This is a genomic window from Kribbella shirazensis (genome assembly GCF_011761605.1).
Taxonomy (GTDB): Bacteria; Actinomycetota; Actinomycetes; order Propionibacteriales; family Kribbellaceae; genus Kribbella; species Kribbella shirazensis.
In genome coordinates, this window is record NZ_JAASRO010000001.1 from 4,369,522 (window position 1) to 4,389,281 (window position 19,760).

19 protein-coding genes are annotated in these 19,760 nt (G+C 67.8%); 9 read left to right on the plus strand and 10 right to left on the minus strand.

Features of this window, described 5'->3' with window-relative positions:
• Window position 1 precedes the first annotated feature (1 nt).
• Both BJY22_RS21285 and BJY22_RS21290 read right to left on the minus strand, forming a co-directional pair.
• A complete protein-coding gene (locus BJY22_RS21285; RefSeq protein ID WP_167209404.1) occupies window positions 2-748 on the minus strand; it encodes a FadR/GntR family transcriptional regulator in 747 nt (248 codons plus the stop codon).
• Complete coding sequence (locus tag BJY22_RS21290; protein ID WP_167209405.1) at window positions 745-2,061, minus strand: L-fuconate dehydratase; 1,317 nt, start codon at window positions 2,059-2,061, stop codon at window positions 745-747. The genes BJY22_RS21285 and BJY22_RS21290 overlap by 4 nt, the downstream gene beginning before the upstream one ends.
• Before the next feature lie 252 nt (window positions 2,062-2,313).
• On the opposite strand from BJY22_RS21290, the gene BJY22_RS21295 reads away from it, so the two are divergent.
• The 4 genes from BJY22_RS21295 to BJY22_RS21310 are packed head-to-tail and all read left to right on the plus strand — an operon-like array spanning window position 2,314 to window position 7,332.
• Complete coding sequence (locus BJY22_RS21295) at window positions 2,314-3,171, plus strand: ABC transporter permease (RefSeq protein WP_238350420.1); 858 nt, start codon at window positions 2,314-2,316, stop codon at window positions 3,169-3,171.
• Window positions 3,168-4,118 carry a carbohydrate ABC transporter permease gene (locus BJY22_RS21300; protein ID WP_167209407.1) on the plus strand — a complete coding sequence of 317 codons (951 nt, stop codon included), beginning with the start codon at window positions 3,168-3,170 and terminating at the stop codon, window positions 4,116-4,118. The genes BJY22_RS21295 and BJY22_RS21300 overlap by 4 nt, the downstream gene beginning before the upstream one ends.
• Window positions 4,119-4,153: 35 nt before the next feature.
• On the plus strand, window positions 4,154-5,836 hold the full coding sequence (locus BJY22_RS21305) for a type 2 periplasmic-binding domain-containing protein (RefSeq protein WP_167209409.1): 1,683 nt from the start codon (window positions 4,154-4,156) through the stop codon (window positions 5,834-5,836).
• Window positions 5,743-7,332 carry an alpha-L-fucosidase gene (locus BJY22_RS21310; protein ID WP_475418537.1) on the plus strand — a complete coding sequence of 530 codons (1,590 nt, stop codon included), beginning with the start codon at window positions 5,743-5,745 and terminating at the stop codon, window positions 7,330-7,332. The genes BJY22_RS21305 and BJY22_RS21310 overlap by 94 nt, the downstream gene beginning before the upstream one ends.
• A gap of 12 nt (window positions 7,333-7,344) precedes the next feature.
• On the opposite strand, the gene BJY22_RS21315 is transcribed toward BJY22_RS21310, so the two are convergent.
• Genes BJY22_RS21315 through BJY22_RS21340 form a run of 6 tightly spaced genes read right to left on the minus strand, consistent with a single transcriptional unit; the run spans window position 7,345 to window position 13,961 of the window.
• Entirely contained in the window at window positions 7,345-8,172 is an 828-nt protein-coding gene (locus BJY22_RS21315; RefSeq protein ID WP_167209411.1) for an HAD-IIB family hydrolase, read from the minus strand.
• On the minus strand, window positions 8,169-9,002 hold the full coding sequence (locus tag BJY22_RS21320) for an inositol monophosphatase family protein (RefSeq protein ID WP_167209413.1): 834 nt from the start codon (window positions 9,000-9,002) through the stop codon (window positions 8,169-8,171). The genes BJY22_RS21315 and BJY22_RS21320 overlap by 4 nt, the downstream gene beginning before the upstream one ends.
• Window positions 8,983-9,783 (minus strand): HAD family hydrolase, encoded by an 801-nt coding sequence (locus tag BJY22_RS21325; RefSeq protein WP_167209415.1) that lies wholly within the window; start codon window positions 9,781-9,783, stop codon window positions 8,983-8,985. Before BJY22_RS21325 ends, BJY22_RS21320 begins: the two co-directional genes overlap by 20 nt.
• Window positions 9,771-10,904, minus strand: a complete 1,134-nt coding sequence (locus tag BJY22_RS21330) for an ATP-binding cassette domain-containing protein (RefSeq protein ID WP_167209416.1) — start codon at window positions 10,902-10,904, stop codon at window positions 9,771-9,773. Before BJY22_RS21330 ends, BJY22_RS21325 begins: the two co-directional genes overlap by 13 nt.
• Window positions 10,905-10,907: 3 nt before the next feature.
• Entirely contained in the window at window positions 10,908-12,728 is a 1,821-nt protein-coding gene (locus tag BJY22_RS21335; RefSeq protein WP_167209418.1) for an ABC transporter permease, read from the minus strand.
• 18 nt (window positions 12,729-12,746) lie between these two features.
• Window positions 12,747-13,961, minus strand: a complete 1,215-nt coding sequence (locus tag BJY22_RS21340) for an ABC transporter substrate-binding protein (RefSeq protein ID WP_167209420.1) — start codon at window positions 13,959-13,961, stop codon at window positions 12,747-12,749.
• A gap of 177 nt (window positions 13,962-14,138) precedes the next feature.
• Here BJY22_RS21340 and BJY22_RS21345 point away from each other — a divergent pair, with 177 nt between their 5' ends.
• The 3 genes from BJY22_RS21345 (at window position 14,139) to BJY22_RS21355 (ending at window position 17,140) form a co-directional block, all read left to right on the plus strand.
• Window positions 14,139-15,464: a phytase gene (locus tag BJY22_RS21345; RefSeq protein WP_167209422.1), complete on the plus strand. Its 1,326-nt coding sequence runs from the start codon at window positions 14,139-14,141 to the stop codon at window positions 15,462-15,464.
• A 61-nt stretch (window positions 15,465-15,525) separates the two neighbouring features.
• The gene (locus BJY22_RS21350) at window positions 15,526-16,503 is read left to right on the plus strand and encodes an inorganic phosphate transporter (RefSeq protein ID WP_337758856.1); all 978 of its coding nucleotides are present in this window, start codon (window positions 15,526-15,528) and stop codon (window positions 16,501-16,503) included.
• Window position 16,504: 1 nt separating this feature from the next.
• Window positions 16,505-17,140 carry a DUF47 family protein gene (locus BJY22_RS21355; protein WP_167209424.1) on the plus strand — a complete coding sequence of 212 codons (636 nt, stop codon included), beginning with the start codon at window positions 16,505-16,507 and terminating at the stop codon, window positions 17,138-17,140.
• A gap of 6 nt (window positions 17,141-17,146) precedes the next feature.
• On the opposite strand, the gene BJY22_RS21360 is transcribed toward BJY22_RS21355, so the two are convergent.
• Window positions 17,147-17,887 (minus strand): GntR family transcriptional regulator, encoded by a 741-nt coding sequence (locus tag BJY22_RS21360; RefSeq protein ID WP_167209426.1) that lies wholly within the window; start codon window positions 17,885-17,887, stop codon window positions 17,147-17,149.
• 184 nt (window positions 17,888-18,071) lie between these two features.
• On the opposite strand from BJY22_RS21360, the gene BJY22_RS21365 reads away from it, so the two are divergent.
• Together BJY22_RS21365 and BJY22_RS21370 are read left to right on the plus strand one after the other, a co-directional pair.
• The gene (locus BJY22_RS21365; protein ID WP_238350421.1) at window positions 18,072-18,623 is read left to right on the plus strand and encodes a DUF305 domain-containing protein; all 552 of its coding nucleotides are present in this window, start codon (window positions 18,072-18,074) and stop codon (window positions 18,621-18,623) included.
• Window positions 18,624-18,678: 55 nt separating this feature from the next.
• The gene (locus tag BJY22_RS21370) at window positions 18,679-19,245 is read left to right on the plus strand and encodes a hypothetical protein (RefSeq protein ID WP_167209430.1); all 567 of its coding nucleotides are present in this window, start codon (window positions 18,679-18,681) and stop codon (window positions 19,243-19,245) included.
• A gap of 19 nt (window positions 19,246-19,264) precedes the next feature.
• On the opposite strand, the gene BJY22_RS21375 is transcribed toward BJY22_RS21370, so the two are convergent.
• The gene (locus BJY22_RS21375) at window positions 19,265-19,552 is read right to left on the minus strand and encodes a metal-sensing transcriptional repressor (RefSeq protein WP_167209432.1); all 288 of its coding nucleotides are present in this window, start codon (window positions 19,550-19,552) and stop codon (window positions 19,265-19,267) included.
• Between the last annotated feature and the right edge of the window lie 208 nt (window positions 19,553-19,760).

Below are 19,760 nucleotides of genomic sequence, written 5' to 3' on the forward strand. Positions count from 1 at the left end.
CTCATTCCGTCGGTGGGCTCGCGCGCCGCTCGAGAAGGTAGTCCTCCACGGTGAAGAGGTGAACCGCCATCTGGGTACGGGCGCGATCCGGGTCGTGTTTCATGAGTGCCGCGAGGATCGACAGGTGCTCGCGGTGGGCGGTCTCGTCGGCGCCGGGCTGGGTGATGGAGCGGCGGAGCCGGTCGCGCATCGTACGGCCGCCGAGGGCGGTGATGAGCGCGGACAGCACCGGATTGCCGGCGGCCTGCGCGATGATCTGGTGGAACGCGATGTCGTTCTCGATCACGCGCTCGTGATTCGGCTCCGCGAGGCGCAGCTCGACCTCGTTGTGGTGCAGCAGTTCCTCGGCCGCGGTCAGGGCGGCGGCGTCGATCTGCCGGGCGGCCAGCGCGGCGGCCTCCGTCTCGAGCATCCGCCGTACCGCGTGCAGGTGGTGCGTTCCGCTGCCGTCCTGCAGGTCCACCACGAACCCCATCGGCGCGAGCAGCATCGACGGATCCAGGGTGGTGACGTAGGTGCCGTCGCCCTGCCTGGTCTCGAGAACCCCCATGATCGACAGCGCCCGGACGCCTTCGCGCAACGCGTTCCGGGACACGCTGAAGGCGGCGGCCAGGTCCTTCTCGACGGGTAGCCGATCACCTGGCCGCAGACGGCCGTCGATGATCATCTGCCGGATGCTCTGCACCACCACATCGGTCTGCGAACCGCCGCTGCCGCGCGGCTGTACGGCGGGTTTGACCGGGGTCATGGGAGCTCGCCGCCGAGGCGTGCGGCCCAGTAACTGCCATCCGGATAGCTGTACGTCGCGAGCGACTCCCTGTGCATCTCGGCACTGTAACCGGGTGCGGCCGGGAGGACGTACGCGCCATTGCGCACCACGCAGGGATCGACGAAGTGTTCGTGGAGGTGATCGACGTACTCCGTCACCCGGCGTTCCAGCGATCCGGAGATCGCGACGTAGTCGAAGATCGCCAGGTGCTGGACGAGTTCGCACAGGCCGACCCCGCCCGCGTGCGGGCACACCGGGACGCCGAACCAGGCGGCGAGCAGGTAGACCGCGAGTACTTCGTTCACGCTGCCGAGGCGGGCGGCGTCGAGCTGGCAGTAGTCGAGGGCTCCGGCTTGGAACATCTGCTTGAACAGGACCCGATTCATGCCGTGCTCGCCGGACGCGACACCGATGGGGGCGACCGCCTTGCGGATGGCGGCGTGTCCGAGGATGTCGTCGGGGCTGGTCGGTTCCTCGATCCACAGCGGGTCGAACTCGGCCAGCGCCTTCACCCACTCGATCGCCTCGTGCACCTCCCACACCTGGTTCGCGTCGATCATCAGGTGACCGTCCGGACCGAGGACCTCACGGGCGATCCCGCACCGCCGGATGTCGTCGTCCAGATCGGCGCCGACCTTCAGCTTGACGTGCTTGTACCCGGCCGCGACCGCCTCCTCGCAGAGCCTGCGCAGCTTCGCGTCGGAGTACCCGAGCCAGCCGGCCGACGTGGTGTAGCAGGGGTAGCCGGCCGACTCCAGCTCTGCGATCCGTTGCCGACGGCCACTTTCCTGGGCGGTCAGCAGCGTGATCGCCTGGTCGCGGTCCAGGACGTCGGTGAGGTACCGGAGGTCGGCCGCGTCGACCAGTTGCTCGGGCGACATCTCGGCGAGCAGACGCCACAGCGGTACGCCGGCGCGTCGTGCGGCCAGGTCCCACAGGGCGTTCATCACGGCGGCCAGCGCGAGATGTACGACGCCCTTGTCCGGGCCGAGCCAGCGCAGCTGGGTGTCCGACTGCAGCTCGCGGTAAACCCCGCCGAGGTCGTCGCAGAGCTCGGCGACGTCACGCCCCACCAGCGGCCGTGCGCGTTGCGCCGCGGCCGCGACGCACAGGTCGTTGCCGCGGCCGATCGTGAACGTGAAACCGAAGCCGGACAGAGCGGGATCCTCGGTGTGCAGGACGACGTACGCCGCCGAGTAGTCACCGTCCTTGTTCATCGCGTCCGAGCCGTCCTGGGTAAGCGACGTCGGGAAGCGAAGATCGACGGTCTCGACCGAGGTGATTCGTGGCATGGCGCCTCACAGTCGCAGATAGATGGGATCTTTTGCCATCTTTGGTGCGCTTCAGTATGGACCATGCCGAGAGACGGCGCTACGATCCCGGAAATTCATGGGATTAATCCTCGTCGTCGTGACGGAGGCTCGAGCATGGTTGACCTGGTCCGCTCCCCGGCAGGTTTATCGATACATGGGCAGCAGCGTGCCCGCCCAGGCGTCACAGGACTGCGCCGCAGCGTTCGCCGGCACTGGACGCTGTACCTGCTGATGGTTGTTCCGCTGGTGTGGTTCGCGGTCTTCAAGTACGTACCGATGTCGAACGCCGTCCTGGCCTTCAAGAACTACAACGTGATCAAGGGCATCTGGGGCAGCGACTGGGTCGGCTGGCAGAACTTCGAGCTGTTCTTCCGCAACCCGGTGTTCTGGACCCTGGTGAAGAACACCTTCGTGCTGTCGGTCTACACCGTGGCGGCGAGCTTCCCGCTCGCGATCGTCCTCGCGCTCGCGTTGAACGAGATCCGCAACGGCCTCTTCAAACGCTCGGTGCAGCTGGTGACGTACGCGCCGTACTTCATCTCGACCGTGGTGGTCGTGTCGATGACGATCCTGCTGCTCTCGCCGCGGCTGGGCATCGTCAACGAGGGACTCGGGTTCTTCGGTGTGCCGGCGATCGACTTCCTCGGCGACCCGGACTACTTCCGCCATATCTATGTGTGGTCGGACGTGTGGCAGACCACCGGGTACTCCGCGGTGATCTATCTGGCCGCTCTGGCAGGGATCGACCCGGCACTGCACGAGGCGGCGCGGGTCGACGGCGCGAGCCGGCTGCGGCGGATCCTGCACGTCGACCTGCCGGGCATCATGCCGACCGCGGTCATCATCCTCGTGCTTGCCGTCGGCAACATCATGGCGATCGGTTTCGAGAAGGCGTTCCTGCTGCAGAACCCGCTGAACCTGAGCCAGTCCGAGATCATCGCGACGTACGTCTACAAGACCGGCCTGCTGAACGCGGACTTCAGCATGGCGACCGCAGTGGGGTTGTTCAATTCGGTGATCAACCTGGCCCTGCTGCTGATCGTGAACGTGATCGCCAAACGGATCACCGGGAACGGACTGTGGTCATGACGGCTCTGAGTGAGGCCAGGACGTCGACGAGCAGGAGGACCGAGCGCCGGGAGGCCCGGGCGCAGCGGATCCGCGAGCCGCGGACGGACCGGATCTTCCTGTTCTGCGTGTACCTGCTGCTGGCGGTCTTCCTGGCGATCGTCCTGCTGCCGTTGCTCTACATCGTGGCGAGCTCGTTCAGCAGCCCCGAGGCGGTGTCAGCCGGCCGGGTGTCGTTCTGGCCGGTGGACTTCTCGCTGCGCGGCTACGAGGCGGTCTTCGCCAACCCGCAGATTGTGCAGGGGTACCTGAACTCGCTGTTCTACACCGTGGTGGGCACGATCGTCAGCGTCGTGCTGACGGTCGCGATCGCGTACCCGCTGTCGCGGCGCACGCTGGTCGGCCGCAACGTCGTGATGACGCTGATCCTGTTCACCATGCTGTTCACCGGCGGGCTGATCCCGACGTACCTGGTGGTCCAGCAGGTCGGGTTGCTGGACACCCGGTGGGCACTGATCGTCCCGCAGGCGATCGGGGTCTGGCAGGTGATCATCGCGCGGACGTACTTTCGCACCGCGATCCCCGACGAACTGGTCGAGGCGTCGCAGCTGGACGGTTGCGGTGACCTGCGGTTCCTGTGGTCGGTGGTGATTCCGCTGGCCAAGCCGATGATCGCCGTGGTCGCGCTGATGTACGCGATCATGCAGTGGAACTCGTACTTCGACGCGCTGATCTATCTGAAGAGCCCGGACCTGTTCCCGCTGCAACTGGTGTTGCGCAACATCCTGATCCTCAACACCTACAGCGGCGGCGCGATCGACGCTTCCGTCGTCCTGCAACGGCAGCAACTGGCCGATCTGCTCAAGTATTCGCTGATCGTCGTGGCCAGTGTGCCGGTGCTGCTCATCTACCCGTTCGTGGCGCGCTACTTCACCAAGGGAATCATGGTCGGCGCCGTCAAGGGCTGATCCTTCGCGCCATCTCTACCCCTGTGAGGGACAACATGACAACTCAGCTCAGGAGAACCAGATCGGCGGCGGTCGCCGGGCTCTGCGTGCTGGCACTCGGTGTGGCCGCGTGCAGCGGGTCCGGTACGACCGCGGACGAGAGCAAGCCCCTGCCCACCGTGACCGGCAACCCGGCCGTGACACTGGATGTCTTCGCACCCCAGGCCGCTGACTGGAACCTGTCCACGAACGACTTCACCAAGAAGGTGAAGCAGCAGTTCAACATCAGTTTCAAGTGGCAGACCACCACGTTCGACGGCGGGCCGGCCAAGGAGAAGCGGCAGATCTCGCTGGCCAGCGGTGACTACCCGGACCTGTACCTGCTGATCCCGTGGGTCGACCAGTTCACCCCGGCCGAGCTGATGAAGCTGGGCAACCAGGGTGTTCTCGTACCGCTGAACCAGCTGATCGACCAGTACGGGCCGAACATCAAGAAGGCCCTCGACGCGGAGCCGGAGTGGAAGGCGATGGCGACCGCGCCCGACGGCAAGATCTACGGTATGCCGCAGTGGGTCGACTGCTACCACTGCTCGTACCAGGGCAAGTTGTGGATGAACTCGGCCTGGTTGAAGAAGCTCGGGCTCCAGCAGCCGAAGACCACCGAGGACATGCGCAACGTGCTGCGGGCGTTCAAGACCCAGGACCCGAACGGGAACGGGAAGGCCGACGAGATCCCGGTCAGCGCGAGCGTGCGCGACGCGCTGATCCCGTACTTCATGAACGCCTTCATCTACAACCCGCAGGGCACCAGCGGAAACAACAACTCGACGCTCGTGCTGAACGACGGCAAGGTCGACCTTCAGGCCAACAAGGACGGCTGGCGCGAAGGGCTCAAGTACCTGAACTCGCTCTACAAGGAAGGCCTGATCGACAAGGGCGCCTTCACCCAGAACCCGGACGCGCTGCAGCAGCAGGGTGACAGTGGCAAGGTGCCTATCCTCGGCTCGGCGACCGTGCTGCACTTTGGCATCGCGATGAGCGACTTGCCTGACGGTCGCCAGAAGCAGTACGACGCCGTTCCGCCGCTCACCGGACCGCAAGGGGTGAACCACACCGGGTACAACTTCCCGAGCGCGCCGGGTGCGACGTTCGTGCTGACGAACAAGGCCACCCAGGAGGAGCAGATCCAGGCGATCAAGCTGCTCGACTACATCTTCACCGACGAAGGGCAGATGAACGCCTTCTGGGGCACCGAGGGCAAGACCTGGAAGAGGGCAGAGCCCGGAGACGTCGCGCTCGACAAGTCACTGAAGCCGACGTACAAGACGATCCCGCAGCCGGAGGGCGGTACGCCGCCAAACTCCGGGTGGCAGGCGCTGGCGCAGTACAACAACACCGAGAAGTACCGCAACTCCGAGGCGATCGCGACCGACATCTACACCCCGGCCGGGTACGAACGGCGGTTGTTCGAGGCAACCAAGCTGTACGAGGGCAAGGAGGACAAGTCGAAGATCTACCCGTACTGGAAGGTCTGGATCGACCCGTCGCTTGCCGGTGAGGTCTCGACCTTACAGACCAACATCGAGAACTACGTGCAGCAGAACGCGCTGCAGTTCATCACCGGCTCGAAGAACATCGACAGTGAGTGGGACGCCTACGTCAAGGGCCTGGAGGGGCTCGGCCTGAAGCGTTACCTCGAGATCCAGCAGACCGCGTACGACAAGATGCCCAACAAGTAGGTCAACCCTGGACCGGCCGGAGACTCCGGCCGGTCCACACCCAGATCACCGACGAGGAGCGATCAGTGCCGTTCGATGCAACCTTCGAGTCCCTGGCCACGTTCGAATGCCCGGACTGGTTCCGGGACGCGAAGTTCGGCATCTGGTCGCACTGGGGGCCGCAGTCGGTGCCGCGGTACGGCGACTGGTACGCGCGGAACATGTACCGCGAAGGCAGCGACCAGTACCGCTACCACCTCCGCACCTACGGGCACCCGTCGACGTTCGGCTACAAGGACGTCGTACGGCAGTGGAAGGCGGAGCGGTTCGATCCGGACGACCTGATGGAGCGGTTCGTCGCGGCCGGCGCGCGGTACTTCGTCGCGCAGGCCGTGCACCACGACAACTTCTTCAACTACGAGTCCACCCTCCATCGCTGGAACTCGGTGAAGGTCGGGCCGGGCAAGGACATCGTCGGGCTGTGGAAGGCTGCCGCCGACGAGCGCGGCATCCCGTTCGGGATCACCGAGCATCTGGGCGCCGCGCTGGGCTGGATGGCGGTCAACAAGGGCAGCGACAAGCGTGGGCCGTTCGCCGGAGTTCCGTACGACGGAGCCGATCCGGACAGCCGGGATCTCTACCTCGACAACAGCAGGTACCTGGCCGACGTCGTGGTCCCGGATCCGTGGTACTGCGACGATCCGAACTGGCACCGCCACTGGCTCGACGCGGTGACCGAGATGATCGACCGGTACCAGCCCGACCTGCTGTACTCTGACGGGCCGCTGCCGTTCGGCGAGGCGGACTACACGCCAGGGCTCGAGGCGGTCGCGCGGCTTTACAACACGAGCGCGCGGATCCACGGGACGAACCGTGCCGTCTACCAGCAGAAGGATCGCCGGCCCGAAGTGAGCGCCGTCGGTGTGATGGACATCGAGCGTAGCCAGACTTCCGCGATCCATCCGTTGCCGTGGCAGACCGATACCTCGGTCGGGGACTGGTTCTACAACGTCCGCGACGTCTACAAGACCGCAGGACACGTGATCGAGATCCTGGTGGACATCGTCTCGAAGAACGGCAACCTGCTGCTGAACGTGCCGCAACTGCCCGACGGCACGATCGATGCCGAGTGTTCGCAACTGCTCGACGACCTCGGCGCCTGGATGCGGACCTGCGGCGAGGGCATCTACGGCACCCGACCGTTCCGGGTGTACGGCGAGGGGCCCGCGAGCGTGGTCATCGACGGGTTCACCGAGGACCGCGTGAGCTGGACGAGCTCCGACTTCCGGTTCACCCGCCGCGACGACACTGTCTACGCGTTCCAGATGGCCTGGCCGAGCGACGGGCGTGCGGTGATCCGCAGTCTGGCGGGCCATGAGACCGTGGCCGGTGTCCGGCTGCTCGGCCATGGCCCGGTCGCCTTCGAGCAGGCGCACGGCATCCTGGTGGTGCGCCTTCCCGATACACCTCCGGTGGACGTCGCGAACTGCCTCGCCATCGACCTACGTACCAACTGACGGCAGCTCCGGCTACCGCAAGACCTTCCGCCCAGGACGCGGTGGCATGAGGTAGGAGTTGACGAAGTCTGCGACGGCGCCCTGGGAGCAGGGCGCCACCGTGACGTCGGCGGTGTGCAGGAGGTCGGCGTGGCCGTCGCCGACGGCCGCGCCGAGGCCCGCGGTGCGGATGAGTTCGAGGTCGTTGGGGTTGTCGCCGATGGCTGCGATGGTCTCCAGGGGCACGCCGGAGCGAGCGGCCAACTCGCGGAGCGCGCTGCCCTTGTCCGCGGCCGCCGGGAGGACCTCGAGGTAGGTCTTCTCCGAGCTGACGAGTCGTACGCCGGGCAAGGCCCGGGTGATCGTCTCGGGTACGCCGGTCAGGTCGTCGGGGCTCTCGCCGATGAGCATCAGCTTGGTCGGACACCCGGGCAGCGGCGAGTTCCGCAGCTCGATCTGGTCACGCCGGGCGTACTCGGCCAGCGCGCGTGCGGGTTTCAGCAGGTAGGCATCGAGGTCGTGGAAGCCCACCACTCCGACCGTCGCGGGCAGGTCCGGCAGGCCGTGCCGTTCGACGACGGGCCACGCGGCGTCGAGCCGCAGGTCGAGCAGGCGGTTGCCCGTGGCAACGTCGACCACGCGGGCGCCGTTGTAGAGGATCATCGGGGTGTCGAGCCCCAGCTGTTCGTGGTACCGCCGGGCCGACCTCTCGTTGCGGCCGGTGGCGATCGTGACGACGCCACCGGCCGCCTGGTACCGCGCGATGGCGTCGAGGTTGCGCTGCGGGATGCGCAGATCGCGGTCGACCAGGGTGCCGTCGAGATCGGTGACGAGCCACGGATAGCGCAGCGGGCCCGTCATCGCGTCACCTCGGCCGGCCAGTGCGCGACGAAGCGGTGGAGCGCCGCGGCCCGCAAGTCGGACGTGTGCGCGACGTACCCCGGCTGGTCCCAGCCGTCGCCGCCGAAGGCCTGGTAGATGCCGCCCGCCTGCCGTACGACGAGTTGCCCGGCGCAGACGTCCCACGCGCTCACCGACGTACCGAGCGCGGCGTCGGCCCATCCTGCGGCGACATGACACAGGCTGAGCGCGGCGCTCCCGGGGCGGCGAACTGTGCCGTAGTCGGTGACGAGCCTGCCGAAGCGATCGAGCGCGGCGGTACGGTCCGGTTCCAAAGCGCGGGCGTTCGGGTAGCTCGTGATGAGCAGTGCGTCGGCCTCGTCCACCACGCCGCGTGAGCGCAGCGGTTGTCCGTTGCGCCAGGCACCGGTCAGATCCGCGGTGAAGAGCTGATCGGCGACCGGATCGAGGATCGCCCCGGCCACCACCTCGCCGTCCACCACCGCGCCGACCGACGTACAGAAGAAGGCCAGGCCGTGCGCGAAGTTCGCCGTACCGTCGATCGGGTCGACGTACCACGTGACGTCACCGGGTCCGGAGCGCGCGCCGCCCTCCTCGCCGACCACCGAACTGCCGGAGACCTTCGCGGTGAGGAGTTCGGCGATCGCCCGCTCGGCCCGCTGGTCGTGTTCGGTCACGGGATCGTGCCGGTCGCGCTTGTACTCGACGTCGACGCGAGTGCGGAAGGCGGCGCGCAGGTCGTCGGCGACGAGCTGGACCGCTTCGGTGGCGACGTCGAGCAGGTGTCGCGCAGAGGCCGCCCGGTCGTGGCTACCTGCGGTGGTGGTCATCGGACTCCTCGGTCAGGTGTGCGAGCAGGAGGGTGCGCAGGGCAACGGCATCGGGTACGACGGCGTCCGGCACGTCCCGGACGACGTACGGACGCCGATACGTACCGGGTGCCTCCATCAGGATCGTGGCGCCGGCGCCGGCGCGGCGGCCGCAGACCACGTCGCGGTCGAAGTGGTCCCCGACGTACCAGCACCGCTCGACCGGGACGTCGAGGGCCCGGCTCGCGATCAGGATCATCTCCGGATTGGGCTTCCGGATCCCGACCTCGTCGCTGTAGATCTGCACGGCGAGCTCCTTGCCGAGTCCGGTCCGCTCGACGTAGTCGCGGTGGACGGCGCCGCTGAGCGCGTTACTCACCACGGCGACCGGGATTCCGGCGGCCCGCGCCGCCTCGAGCAGCTCGGGGATGCCGTCGCGGTGCTCCCGGTCCTGGCGCAGCTCGCCCATCCGCTTGCACAGCGCGGTGGCATGCGCGATCACCCAGGAACGCTGCGCGGACGGCCAGTCGGCAGCAACGAAGTCGGCCCAGAACTCGCGATGGGTGAGCTCCCGGGGCGCGGCGGGCCGCGACATCGCGTTCTTCCAGTGTGCGTCGGCGGCTGCTCCGGCCTCGATGTCGGCCCGCAGGTCCGCCGCGGTCAATCCGGTGAGTCCGGCGTCGGTGAATTCGCCGTACAGCTCGGTGGCGAGTTTGACGGACCAGCCCGGGCGTTTGCTGGTGGCGACCAGCACCCCGCCGAAGTCGAGCAGGAGTGCGGCCGGCCTGGTCAGCTGATCCATTCGGCCGCCTCGGCCCGGGCCGTCTCCAGCTCCAGACGATTGCCGTCGGCACCGAACAGGTGCACTGCCTTCGTCTTCACGGCACACCGGATCGTGTCGCCGGTCGTCGCCGCCACTTCGTCGGTGGACACGAGGTAGAGCTCGGTGGCGCCGACGGTGAGCGAGACCGTCCAAGCGGCTCCGGTCGGCAGGACGGCGCGGACCTGGCCGTCGAACACCCACTCCTTGTCGTTGGCCGGATGGTCCGCGTCCACGACCTTGATCGCCTCGGGGCGGACACCGACCGTGTGGATCCGTGGCAGGTCGTGCGGGTGCGCGGCGGCGAGGTGGTGCAGGATCACGGCGCCGAGTCCGGTGCCGTCCTCGTCGCACGGGGCGAGGTTCATCGGGGGGCTGCCGACGAACGCGGCCACGAAGGTGTTGGCCGGCCGGTGGTAGACGTCCATCGGCGGCGCGAGCTGTTGCAGTACGCCGTCCTTCATCACGGCGACCTGGGTGGCCATGGTCATCGCCTCGAGCTGGTCGTGCGTGACGAACACGATCGTGTGACCGGTCTCCTCGTGCAGGCGCTTCAGCTCGGCACGCATCTCGAGCCGCAGCGTCGCGTCCAGGTTGGACAGCGGCTCGTCGAGCAACAACACCGACGGATTCACTGCGAGCATCCGGGCGAGTGAGACGCGCTGTTGCTGGCCGCCGGACAGCTGCGACGGGTAGCGGTCCGCGGCGCCGTCGATGCGCATCATCTTCAGCGCGGCCTCGACCCGGGCCTTGCGCTCCGGACCCGGCACCTTCTGGACCTTCAGCCCGAACTCGACGTTACGGGCCACCGTCAGGTGCGGCCAGAGGGCGTAGTTCTGGAACACCAGACCCATGCCGCGCCGTTCGGTCGGCACGAAGGTGCCGTCGGCAACGGAGTCCAGGACGCGGTCGCCGACGGTGATCGAGCCGGCGGTCGGGTGCTCGAGGCCGGCGATCATCCGCAGGGTGGTGGTCTTGCCGCAGCCCGAAGGCCCGAGCAGACAGGTGAAGGACCCGTCGGGGATCGTGAGGTCCAGGTTGTCGACGGCGAGTGGTCCGACGGCGTACGACTTGCTGACGGATTGCAGCGCGATGCTGGGCACTGGCTAGCCTCCGAGTCCGGACGCCAGGCTGGTCCTGGTCAGTCGTTGGGTGAGGTAGGTCGCCAGGAACGCGACCAGCGCGATGACCAGGACGACCGCGTTGGCCATCTGGTCGTAGGCGAAGTCGATCAGGTTGATGGACAGCGTGGTCAGTAGCTGGGTCCCGGTCGTGGTCAGCATGATCACGATGCTCAGCTCCTTGATGCCGGAGATGAACGGCAGCACGATCCCGGTCGCCAGCGAACCCTTCTGGATCGGCATCACGATCGTGCGGATCCGCCGGAACCAGCCGGCCCCGGTGACCTGGGCCGCCTCCTCCGGTTCGCGGCCGAGCTGGGTCATCGCGCTGATACCCGAGCGGGACGCGTACGGAAGATGGGTGACCGCGAGGACGATGACGAGCAGCACGACCGAGCCGTACAGCGCCGGGATCGGCCCTCTGCGGACCGCGAACAGCGACAGGAAGGCGGCCGCGAACGCGATCCCCGGAACCAGGTACGGCAGGAAGCTGACCTGGCGCAGTACGGTCGCGATCCTCGATCCGTCCGCGCGCACAACGACGTACCCGATCAGCAGGCCGAGGACGCCGCAGGCGAGGGCTGCCAGGCCGACGATCCGCAGGCTGTTCCAGGCCGCGTCGAGGAGCTCGGTGCCCCGCAGCACGCCGTGCGGGAAGCCCGGGGCGCCCGGTAGGTCCTTCGCGATCCAGTACTTCCAGGTGAAGTTGTCGGCGCGGAAGACGCCCGGCGTGACGGTGACGGTCGACAGCGCCAGCGTCAGGACCGGCACCACGACGCTGAGTGCGAAGACGCCGATCGCCGCGGTCGCCGCCGTCCAGCGATGCCGGCCGAGCGCGATGATGCGGTCCATCGCGCCCTTGCCGCCGACGGTGACGAACCGTCGTTGCTCGCGCAGCAGTCGCGAGTCGGCGATCACGACCCCGACGCCGATGACGACGATGACGGTCGCGACGACCGCGGTGGTTCCCGGTTCGTGGTTGCGGACCGCCGCGAACAACGACGTGGACAGCAGGTTGTAGTCGACGGGCAGCCCGAGAATGTACGGCGTACCGAAGGTGCCGAGGATCCGGCCGAAGACCAGCAGCACCGACGACGACAGCGAGGGCATCATCAGCGGCAGCGTGATCCGGCCGAGGACGGTACGCCGGCGCGCGCCGAGGATCCTGGCCGAGTCTTCGAGTTGCGAGTCGAGCCGCCGCAACGCGTTGCCGAACAGCAGCAACACGAACGGGAAGTAGTGCAGCCCCAGGCAGATGATGATCGGTACGGCGCCGTACGCCAGCCAGTCCGGTGTGTGGATGCCGCGCGCCTCGAGGATCCCGACCTGTCCGCCCGAGCGGTCGTTCTTGAACAGCGCCAGCCAGGCCAGCGCGAAGGTCCAGGACGGCAGCATGTACGGAACCACGAGTGCTGTCGACAGCCACTTGCGTCCGGGGACGTCGGTGCGGGTCAGCAGGAACGCGCAGAGACCGCCGACCAGCAGCGCGACCGCCGTGACGCCGACCGCCACGACGAGGGTGTTGAGGAGCGGTTTCCAGAACAGGATCGAGCTGACCTGTGACCGGAAGACGCGCCACAGGTAGTAGCCGGTCAGCTCGCCGGCCTGCTGACCTGTCTTGGACTCGTCGCCGAACTGGACCCGCCCGGCATCGGACAGGACGGCGACCAGTGGCGCGACGATCAGGTACAGCAGAACAGCTGTGAGCAGGAGACCGATGAGGAAGGTCGGCTCGTGCCGGGCGACGCTGAGCCGGTACCGCCACCGCCGGACATGCCTGGCGGACGGCGTAGCAGAGATGGCCATCGATGAACGCTCCGATGATCAGTGGTGGTTGAGACGCCAGTGGTCCTGCATCGGCTGCGCCGCACGGTGATCCGCGAGCAGCTTCGCGGAGTCGAACCGGATGAGTTGCTTGTCCCAGTCGGTCAGTCCCGGCGGGTTGTTCTTGCTCGGCGGCACCGACTTGTTGCCGGAGATCCCACCAGATCCCATCTCCGGGGTGATGCCCTCTTCGGTCAGGACGAAGTGCACGAACAGCTTGGCCGCGTTCGGGTGGGTGCTGCCGGTCGCGATCGCCGCGAACTTGGGGTACTGGTAGCCGACGTACGGCTTGAGGGTGTCGCAGACCTTCATCTTGTAGTTCTTGCCCTTGACGTCACGGAACTTGGCGATCGAGACCAGGCCGATCCGTTCCTCGGTCTGGTTCGGCGCCGCGACCGCGGCGGACACGTCGTCGTCGGCCGACGTCAGGACCGGCTGGTTCTTGGCGAGTCGCTTGACCCATTCGTGCGCGGCGGACTCCTCGGTCGTGGTCAGGTCCTCGCCGGTCTCGGCCTTGTACGCCGCGCGGAGCTCCTCGTCGTACCCGGAGCTCATCTGGTTGAACCACTCGACGATGTTGGGTTTGCCCAACGGATCCTGCAGCGTGACCTTGCCCTTCCACTCCGGCGACGTCAGGTCCCACAGGTTGTCGACCGGGCAGCCGGACGGGAAGACCTGCGGGTTGTAGATCCAGACGTTGGCCTTGGACAGCACCATCAACGGGTTGCGGTTCTTCGCCTCGACCTGGTCGGCCAGGTCCGCGGGGATCCAGGTGTAGACGGTCTTCTGGGGGAGCAGCTGCCCGACGAGTGTCGGCCCGTTCTCGTACAGGGTGAGGTCGATCGTGACGTTCTTCGCCTGCGCCTCGCGGGTCATCTTCTCCAGGGTGTCGCCCACGTCGGACTTCACCCCGGTCGTCTTGATGCCGTACTTCGCCTCGAACGCCTCGGCGACCTTCTTGATGTCGCCGGTGCTGTCGTAGACGGTGACGGAGCCCTCCTGCTTCGCGGCGGCGATCAGCGCGGCGAGGTCGAAGTCCTTGTCCACGACCGGTTCCGCGAGCGCGGCATCACCTCCGTCGCCGCTGGTGGCTCCGTCGGTCGCGGTGGACGGCGCGCAGCCCGCGACGGCCAGCGCCGCGAGGACAGTGCCCGAGGCGAGGCCGGCGGCGAGGCCGGTGCGGAGAGGACGCCGGCGGCTGGTCCTACTGGTCATGAGTGGTACCTCCGGGTGAACGACGTCGGTCGTCGGATGGGGAAAGGCTCACGCCGTAACGTGCATATGTCAAGACATTCGGATGTAACGAGTTTTTCTGCCTCGCGAATGATTGTTAGTCAGGACATACTGATGTAACGTCCAGCGATCATTCGGCTCCTCATCCCGGAGGTTCCTGTGTTCCCTGTTCGCACCGCCCGCCGAAGTTCGCTGCCCGTCGCGCTGGCCCTCGGGCTCGTGCTCCCCGCCGTACTGCTGCCGGTCGCACCCGCTGCCGGTTCCACCGCCGGCTCGATCGACGAGGTGGAGGCCGTCGTGGAGACGCCCGCCCAGTTCGACGACGACGCCGGCGGCAACGCCGACGCCGACGATCCGGCCATCTGGCGCAACAACTCCCACCCGTCGAGAAGCCTGGTGATCACGACGGCCAAGGAGGGCGGCCTGAAGGTGTACAACCTGTCCGGCGCCCAGGTCCAGGCACTTCCGGTACCGCCCGCGCCGGCGCCCGGCCTGGAGACGGGACGCTTCAACAACGTCGATCTCCTGTACGGCGTGCGGTTCCCGGACGGCAACGCCGACGTGGCGGTCGTCTCGGACCGAGGCCGGGACCGGGTCCGCCTGTACCGGATCAACCCCGGCAACGCCACCGCACCGTTGACCGACGTCACCGCGACGACCGTGCCGCGGGTCTTCTCCGCCACCGAGGAAGAGGTGGAGGACCAGAACACGGTGTACGGACTCGCCTCCTACACCGACAGGTCGACCGGAAGGCACTTCGCGATCGTCAGCCGCCGCAACAACACGACGCTCAAGCTGCTGGAGCTCAAGGTGGCCGGATCGACGATGGAGTACACGCCGGTGCGCAGCTACAACCTGCCGGCGTCCTTCACCTTGCCGAACGGCACCCAGTGGGCGCCGTGTGACGAGCCGGGCTCGACTCCACAGGTCGAGGGCATGGTGGTCGACGTCCACACCGGCAAGCTGTATGCCGGCCAGGAGGACGTCGGCATCTGGAAGATCAGCGCGACGCTGACCGGCTCGGCGACGCTGGTGGACAAGGTCCGCGAGTTCGGGATTCCGGGAACCTACGATCCGGAGACCGACGAGTGCACCGCCGGTGCCGATCCGGGCTACGGCGGCCGGCACGTGGCCGCCGATGTCGAAGGGCTGACGATCTTCGACGACGGTGACGGTGAGGGCTACCTGCTGGCCTCGAGCCAGGGCAACAACACCTTCGTCGCCTACGACCGCGAGGGCTCCAACCCGTACCTGACGAACTTCCGGGTGGCCCCGGGCAGCACGGTCGACGGGTCCGAGGAGTGTGACGGGGCGATGGTGTCGAGCGCGTCGTTCGGCAGCGCGTACCCCGACGGTCTGCTCGTCGTCCAGGACGGCTTCAACGCCCCGGACGTGATCGGCGACGACGGCGAGCCGCGGGCGAACACCAACTTCAAGTTCGTCAGCTGGGACGACGTGGCCGACGAGACCGGCCTCGACGACTGACCCACCGAACGTGGCGTGGTGTGCCTGGATCCCCTGCCGGGCACACCACGCCACCCCAGCTGTGCCGAAGGAGGCTGACATCGCGGTCCTGCTGATCCTCGCCGCCGTCGTGTTCGTCTTCATCTGCGGGGCCAACGACGGCGGATCCCTGCTGACGCTGGCGATCCGGCATCGCGGCGCCTCCGCGAGTCTGGCCCTCGGGCTGCTGGCCGGCGCGGTCGTGACCGGCCCGGCCGTCTTCGGGCTGAGCGTCGCGACGACGTTCACCGACGGCCTGATCGCGGCGCCCGGCCGGACCGCCGAACTGACCTTCCTGGCCGGCACCGGTGTCACCATCGCGGTCGTCCTGATCCTGACCTGGAGCGGTATCCCGACGAGCATCACGCTGGCCTTGCTCGGTGCGATCGCCGGCGCGGCGCTCGGCCTGGGGGCGGCGCCCGCGTGGAACCGGCTGGGACTCGTGCTGGTTCTCGGAGCGGCGGCGCCGGTGGCCGGGCTGGTCGTTGCCTACCTGCTCGGCCGGGTGACCGCGCGGGCGCGACTGGCCCGAGCCGGCCGGTGGACCGGGCTCCTGCAGTTGCTCGCGTTCGGCGCGCAATGCCTGGCGTACGCCGCCAACGACGGGCAGAAAATGTTCGCGGTGGTCACGATGACCGCGGCGGGCGCGGGGCATCCGGTCGTCCTGACTGGCCACGTCGTACCGGTGCTTGTGATCGGGGCGGTGTTCGCCGCCGGTGCCGTGGCGAGTTTGCGCCGGGTCGGACGCGGCGCCGGGCTCAAGCTGGTCAGGATCCGGCCGGGGCATGTGATCGCCGCGGAGGTGGCGTCATCGGCTGCGGTGTTCGGGTCGGCCGGTCTCGGCGTACCGGTGAGCATGACCCAGGCCGCCGCCGGCGGCCTGATCGGAGCGGGACTCAACGACGGCCCACGGTCCGTCCGGTGGCAGTTCGCAGTACCGCTCGTGGTCGCCTGGGCCGTGACGCTTCCGACCGCACTCGTCGGCGGTCTGATCGCCGGTCTACTGCTGAGGGGAGTCTGACGTGAAGCTTCGACGGCTGTTCGGCGACCTGACGGGCCGCACGCATCATCGGGTCGTGGATCTCCTGCAGGCACAGCTGACCGCGGCGCTCGCCGGTGGTGCGCTCGCTGTCCGCATGACCGCGGGCGAGTTGAGCACGGAGCAGGCACGAACCGAGATGGCCCGCATCGAGCACGACGGTGACTCGCAGCGCGCGGCACTGGTCGCGGAGCTGTCGAAGGCGCTCACCACACCGATCGACCGCGAGGACCTGTACCGCCTGTCCCGCTCGGTCGACGACGTCCTGGACAACCTGAGGGACCTCGTCCGCGAGACGGACCTCTACTCGGTGCGGCCCGACCCGGCGGACGTGGAGATCCTGACCACTGTTGCCGAGGGCCTCGAGTTGCTGCGGAACGCCGTTGCCGCGGTCATCGATCGGCCGGCCGAGGTACGACGTACCGCGGTGGCTGCTCGCAAGTGTTCAGGGCGGGTCCGTCAGCTGTACCAGTCCGCGCTCGCTGCCTTGTTCCTCCGGGAACTGTCGACCGACGTCCTGAAGCGGCGCGAGCTGCTCCGGCGGCTCGACATCGTCGGGCTCCGGCTGGGGGAGTGCGCGGACGCCTTGTCCGACGCGATGCTCAAGCGCAGCCACTGAAGGACTTCAGTCCGAGCGCACCGAGATGTCGATCGAGTACATCGAGGCGCGGTAGAGGTCCCGGCCGAACTCGACCGGGCGCCCGGTCCGGTCGAAGGCCACGCGGTGCAGTTTCAGCAGGGTGGCGTCTCCGGATTCGCCGAGCAGCTCGGCCTCCTCCGGTGTCGCCTTCCGCGCGCCGACGGTCTGATCGGCGGCGGTGACCTCGGTGCCCGCGGCGCGGAGCAGTTGGTACAGACCCCGCTCGGCGAGGCCTTCGGCGGTCACCCCGAGATCGGCGCGGACGTGGTTGCGCAGGATCGCCAGCGGTACGTCGTCGGCGTACCGCAACCGCCGCAGCGACAGCACGTCCGTGCCAGGAGGAAGGGCGAGCGCCGCGGCGACCTTCTCCGGCGCGGGCACGACCCGGCATTCCAGGACGTCGGTGCGCGGCCGGCGCCCGGCCCGCTCGAGATCCTCGAACAGGCTGCTCATCTCGACCTTGCGCCGGACGCGATTGTTGATGACGGAGGTGCCGACGCCACGGCGGCGGTTGAGCAGCCCCTTCTCCACCAGATACTGCATCGCCTGGCGGACGGTCGGCCGGGACAGCCCGAGCTGCCCGGCGAGCACGATCTCGTTGTCGAGGCGGGTCCCGGACGGGATCTCACCGGCCTCGATCAGATCCTGCAACCGCTGCGCGACCTGGAAGTACAGCGGCACCGGACTCGACCGATCCACCGAGATCAGCTGATCCAGACTCTGCATCTGTCCTCCACTCACAGCACCGGGCAACATCTCGCGCTCATTGTCATTATGTCAGCATCAACGAACATTCACCGCATCGCTGCCTCCGGAAGTCGCGGTCGGCGCGCCCGAAGGGCATAGTGCTCGTGGAACGGGCGGCGGACGCCCCGGCGAGGAAGGGACTGGCATGCATTACCGCGGAGCGATGGTCCTCGTAGCGAGTGTCCTGCTCGTGCTGTCGGCGGCCGCGTGTGGGGAGGACGGCGGGGGTGCGTCGTCGGCGAGTACGCCGGTCGCGGACTTCAACGAGGCCGACGTGCGGTTCGCGTCCGAGATGATCCTGCACCATCAGCAGGCGGTGCAGTTGGCGAGTATGGCGGGGTACCAGGCCAGGTCCGCGCAGGTGAAGCGGCTGGCCGCGACGGTCGGGGCCGCGCAGGAGCCCGAGATCAAGACGCTGTCGGCGTGGCTCGCGGGATGGGGCAAGCCGACGCCGCAGCAGGCGCACGGCCACGACGAGGAACTGCCCGGAATGATGACGCAGGACGAGCTGCACGACCTGGGCGACGTACCGGGAGCCGCGTTCGACCGGGCGTGGGCGCAGTGGATGATCAAACACCACCAGGGCGCGATCGCGATGGCGAAGGCGCAGCAGACCGCGGGCAAGAGTCCCGCCGCGGTCGCACTCGCCAAGAAGATCGAGCTCACGCGCACCAAGGAGATCACCACCCTGCGGCAGCACAGCTCCACCCGCTAGCAGATCCCTCGCTCGGGGGAAGCGGTACGCCGTCGTTTCGTGCTTGACTGCCCGTATGGTTGCCGGAGTCATCGAATCCGCACGGCCTCGCGTCGTCGTGCTCTCGGGGTTGTTCGCCGCTGTCTGTTGCGTCGGGTTCGCGGTGGTGAACGTGGCGTTCGAGAGCAGCGGACGCTTCGCTGACGGCCCGTTGGCCGACTACGCCGCCGGTCTCACGGTGATGAACTGGCTCGTCGTACTGCTCAAGCTCCTCGGCGCCGCGGTCGCCGTCTACTCGCTCACGGCGAACCCGAAGCATGTGGAGGTCCTCGGCGTACTCCTGTGGGGCGCGTTCTCCTTGCTCGCCCTCTACGCCCTCGGCAGCGTCGCCGAAGCAGCCGCGATTCTCTCGGGGCTGACCGGCAACCGTGACGCTATAACCCTCGCGAGCGTCGCATACGTCGCCTTCTTCACCTTCCTCGCCGTGGCGTTCGGCATCCTCGCTGTCGCCCACACGCGCCGCTTCGGCCTCGGCCCACGCTGCATCCTGCTGGGAGCGCTCGGCGCACCCCTCGTTCTCGCCGTACTCCTCGTGGGAGTGCCGGCTCTCCTGGTGGGCCTGGGTCTGATGCCCAGCTTCTAGCCGTACTCGGTGCTGGTCGTCAGGAGCGGACCAGGCGGGCGATAGCGGCGGAGGCTTCCTTGATCTTGCGGTCGGCCTCGGGGCCGCCGGCGGCTGCCGCGTCGACGACGCAGTGCGAGAGGTGGTCGTCGAGCAGTCCCAGGGCGACCGATTCCAGGGCCTTCGTCATCGCCGAGATCTGGGTGAGGATGTCGATGCAGTACTCCTCCTCGTCCACCATCCGCTGCAGACCGCGGGCCTGACCTTCGATCCGGCGCAGCCGCCGAAGGTACGCGTCCTTGTCCTCGATGTAGCCGTGGTGCTGCACGCTGGTGCTCCCGTCATTCGTCGAACCTGTCTCGATGATACCCCCATGTGGTATCGATCACGTCGCGAAGCGGTGCGGCCCGACTTGACGGAATACCCTCTGGGGGTATGGTGTTGGGCGTGTGGTCGCGGGGCTTCCCGCGGCACAGTTCGATCGGAGGGATCACGCCATGGACAAGGCGACCCATCACGGTGCTCACAGTGCTCAC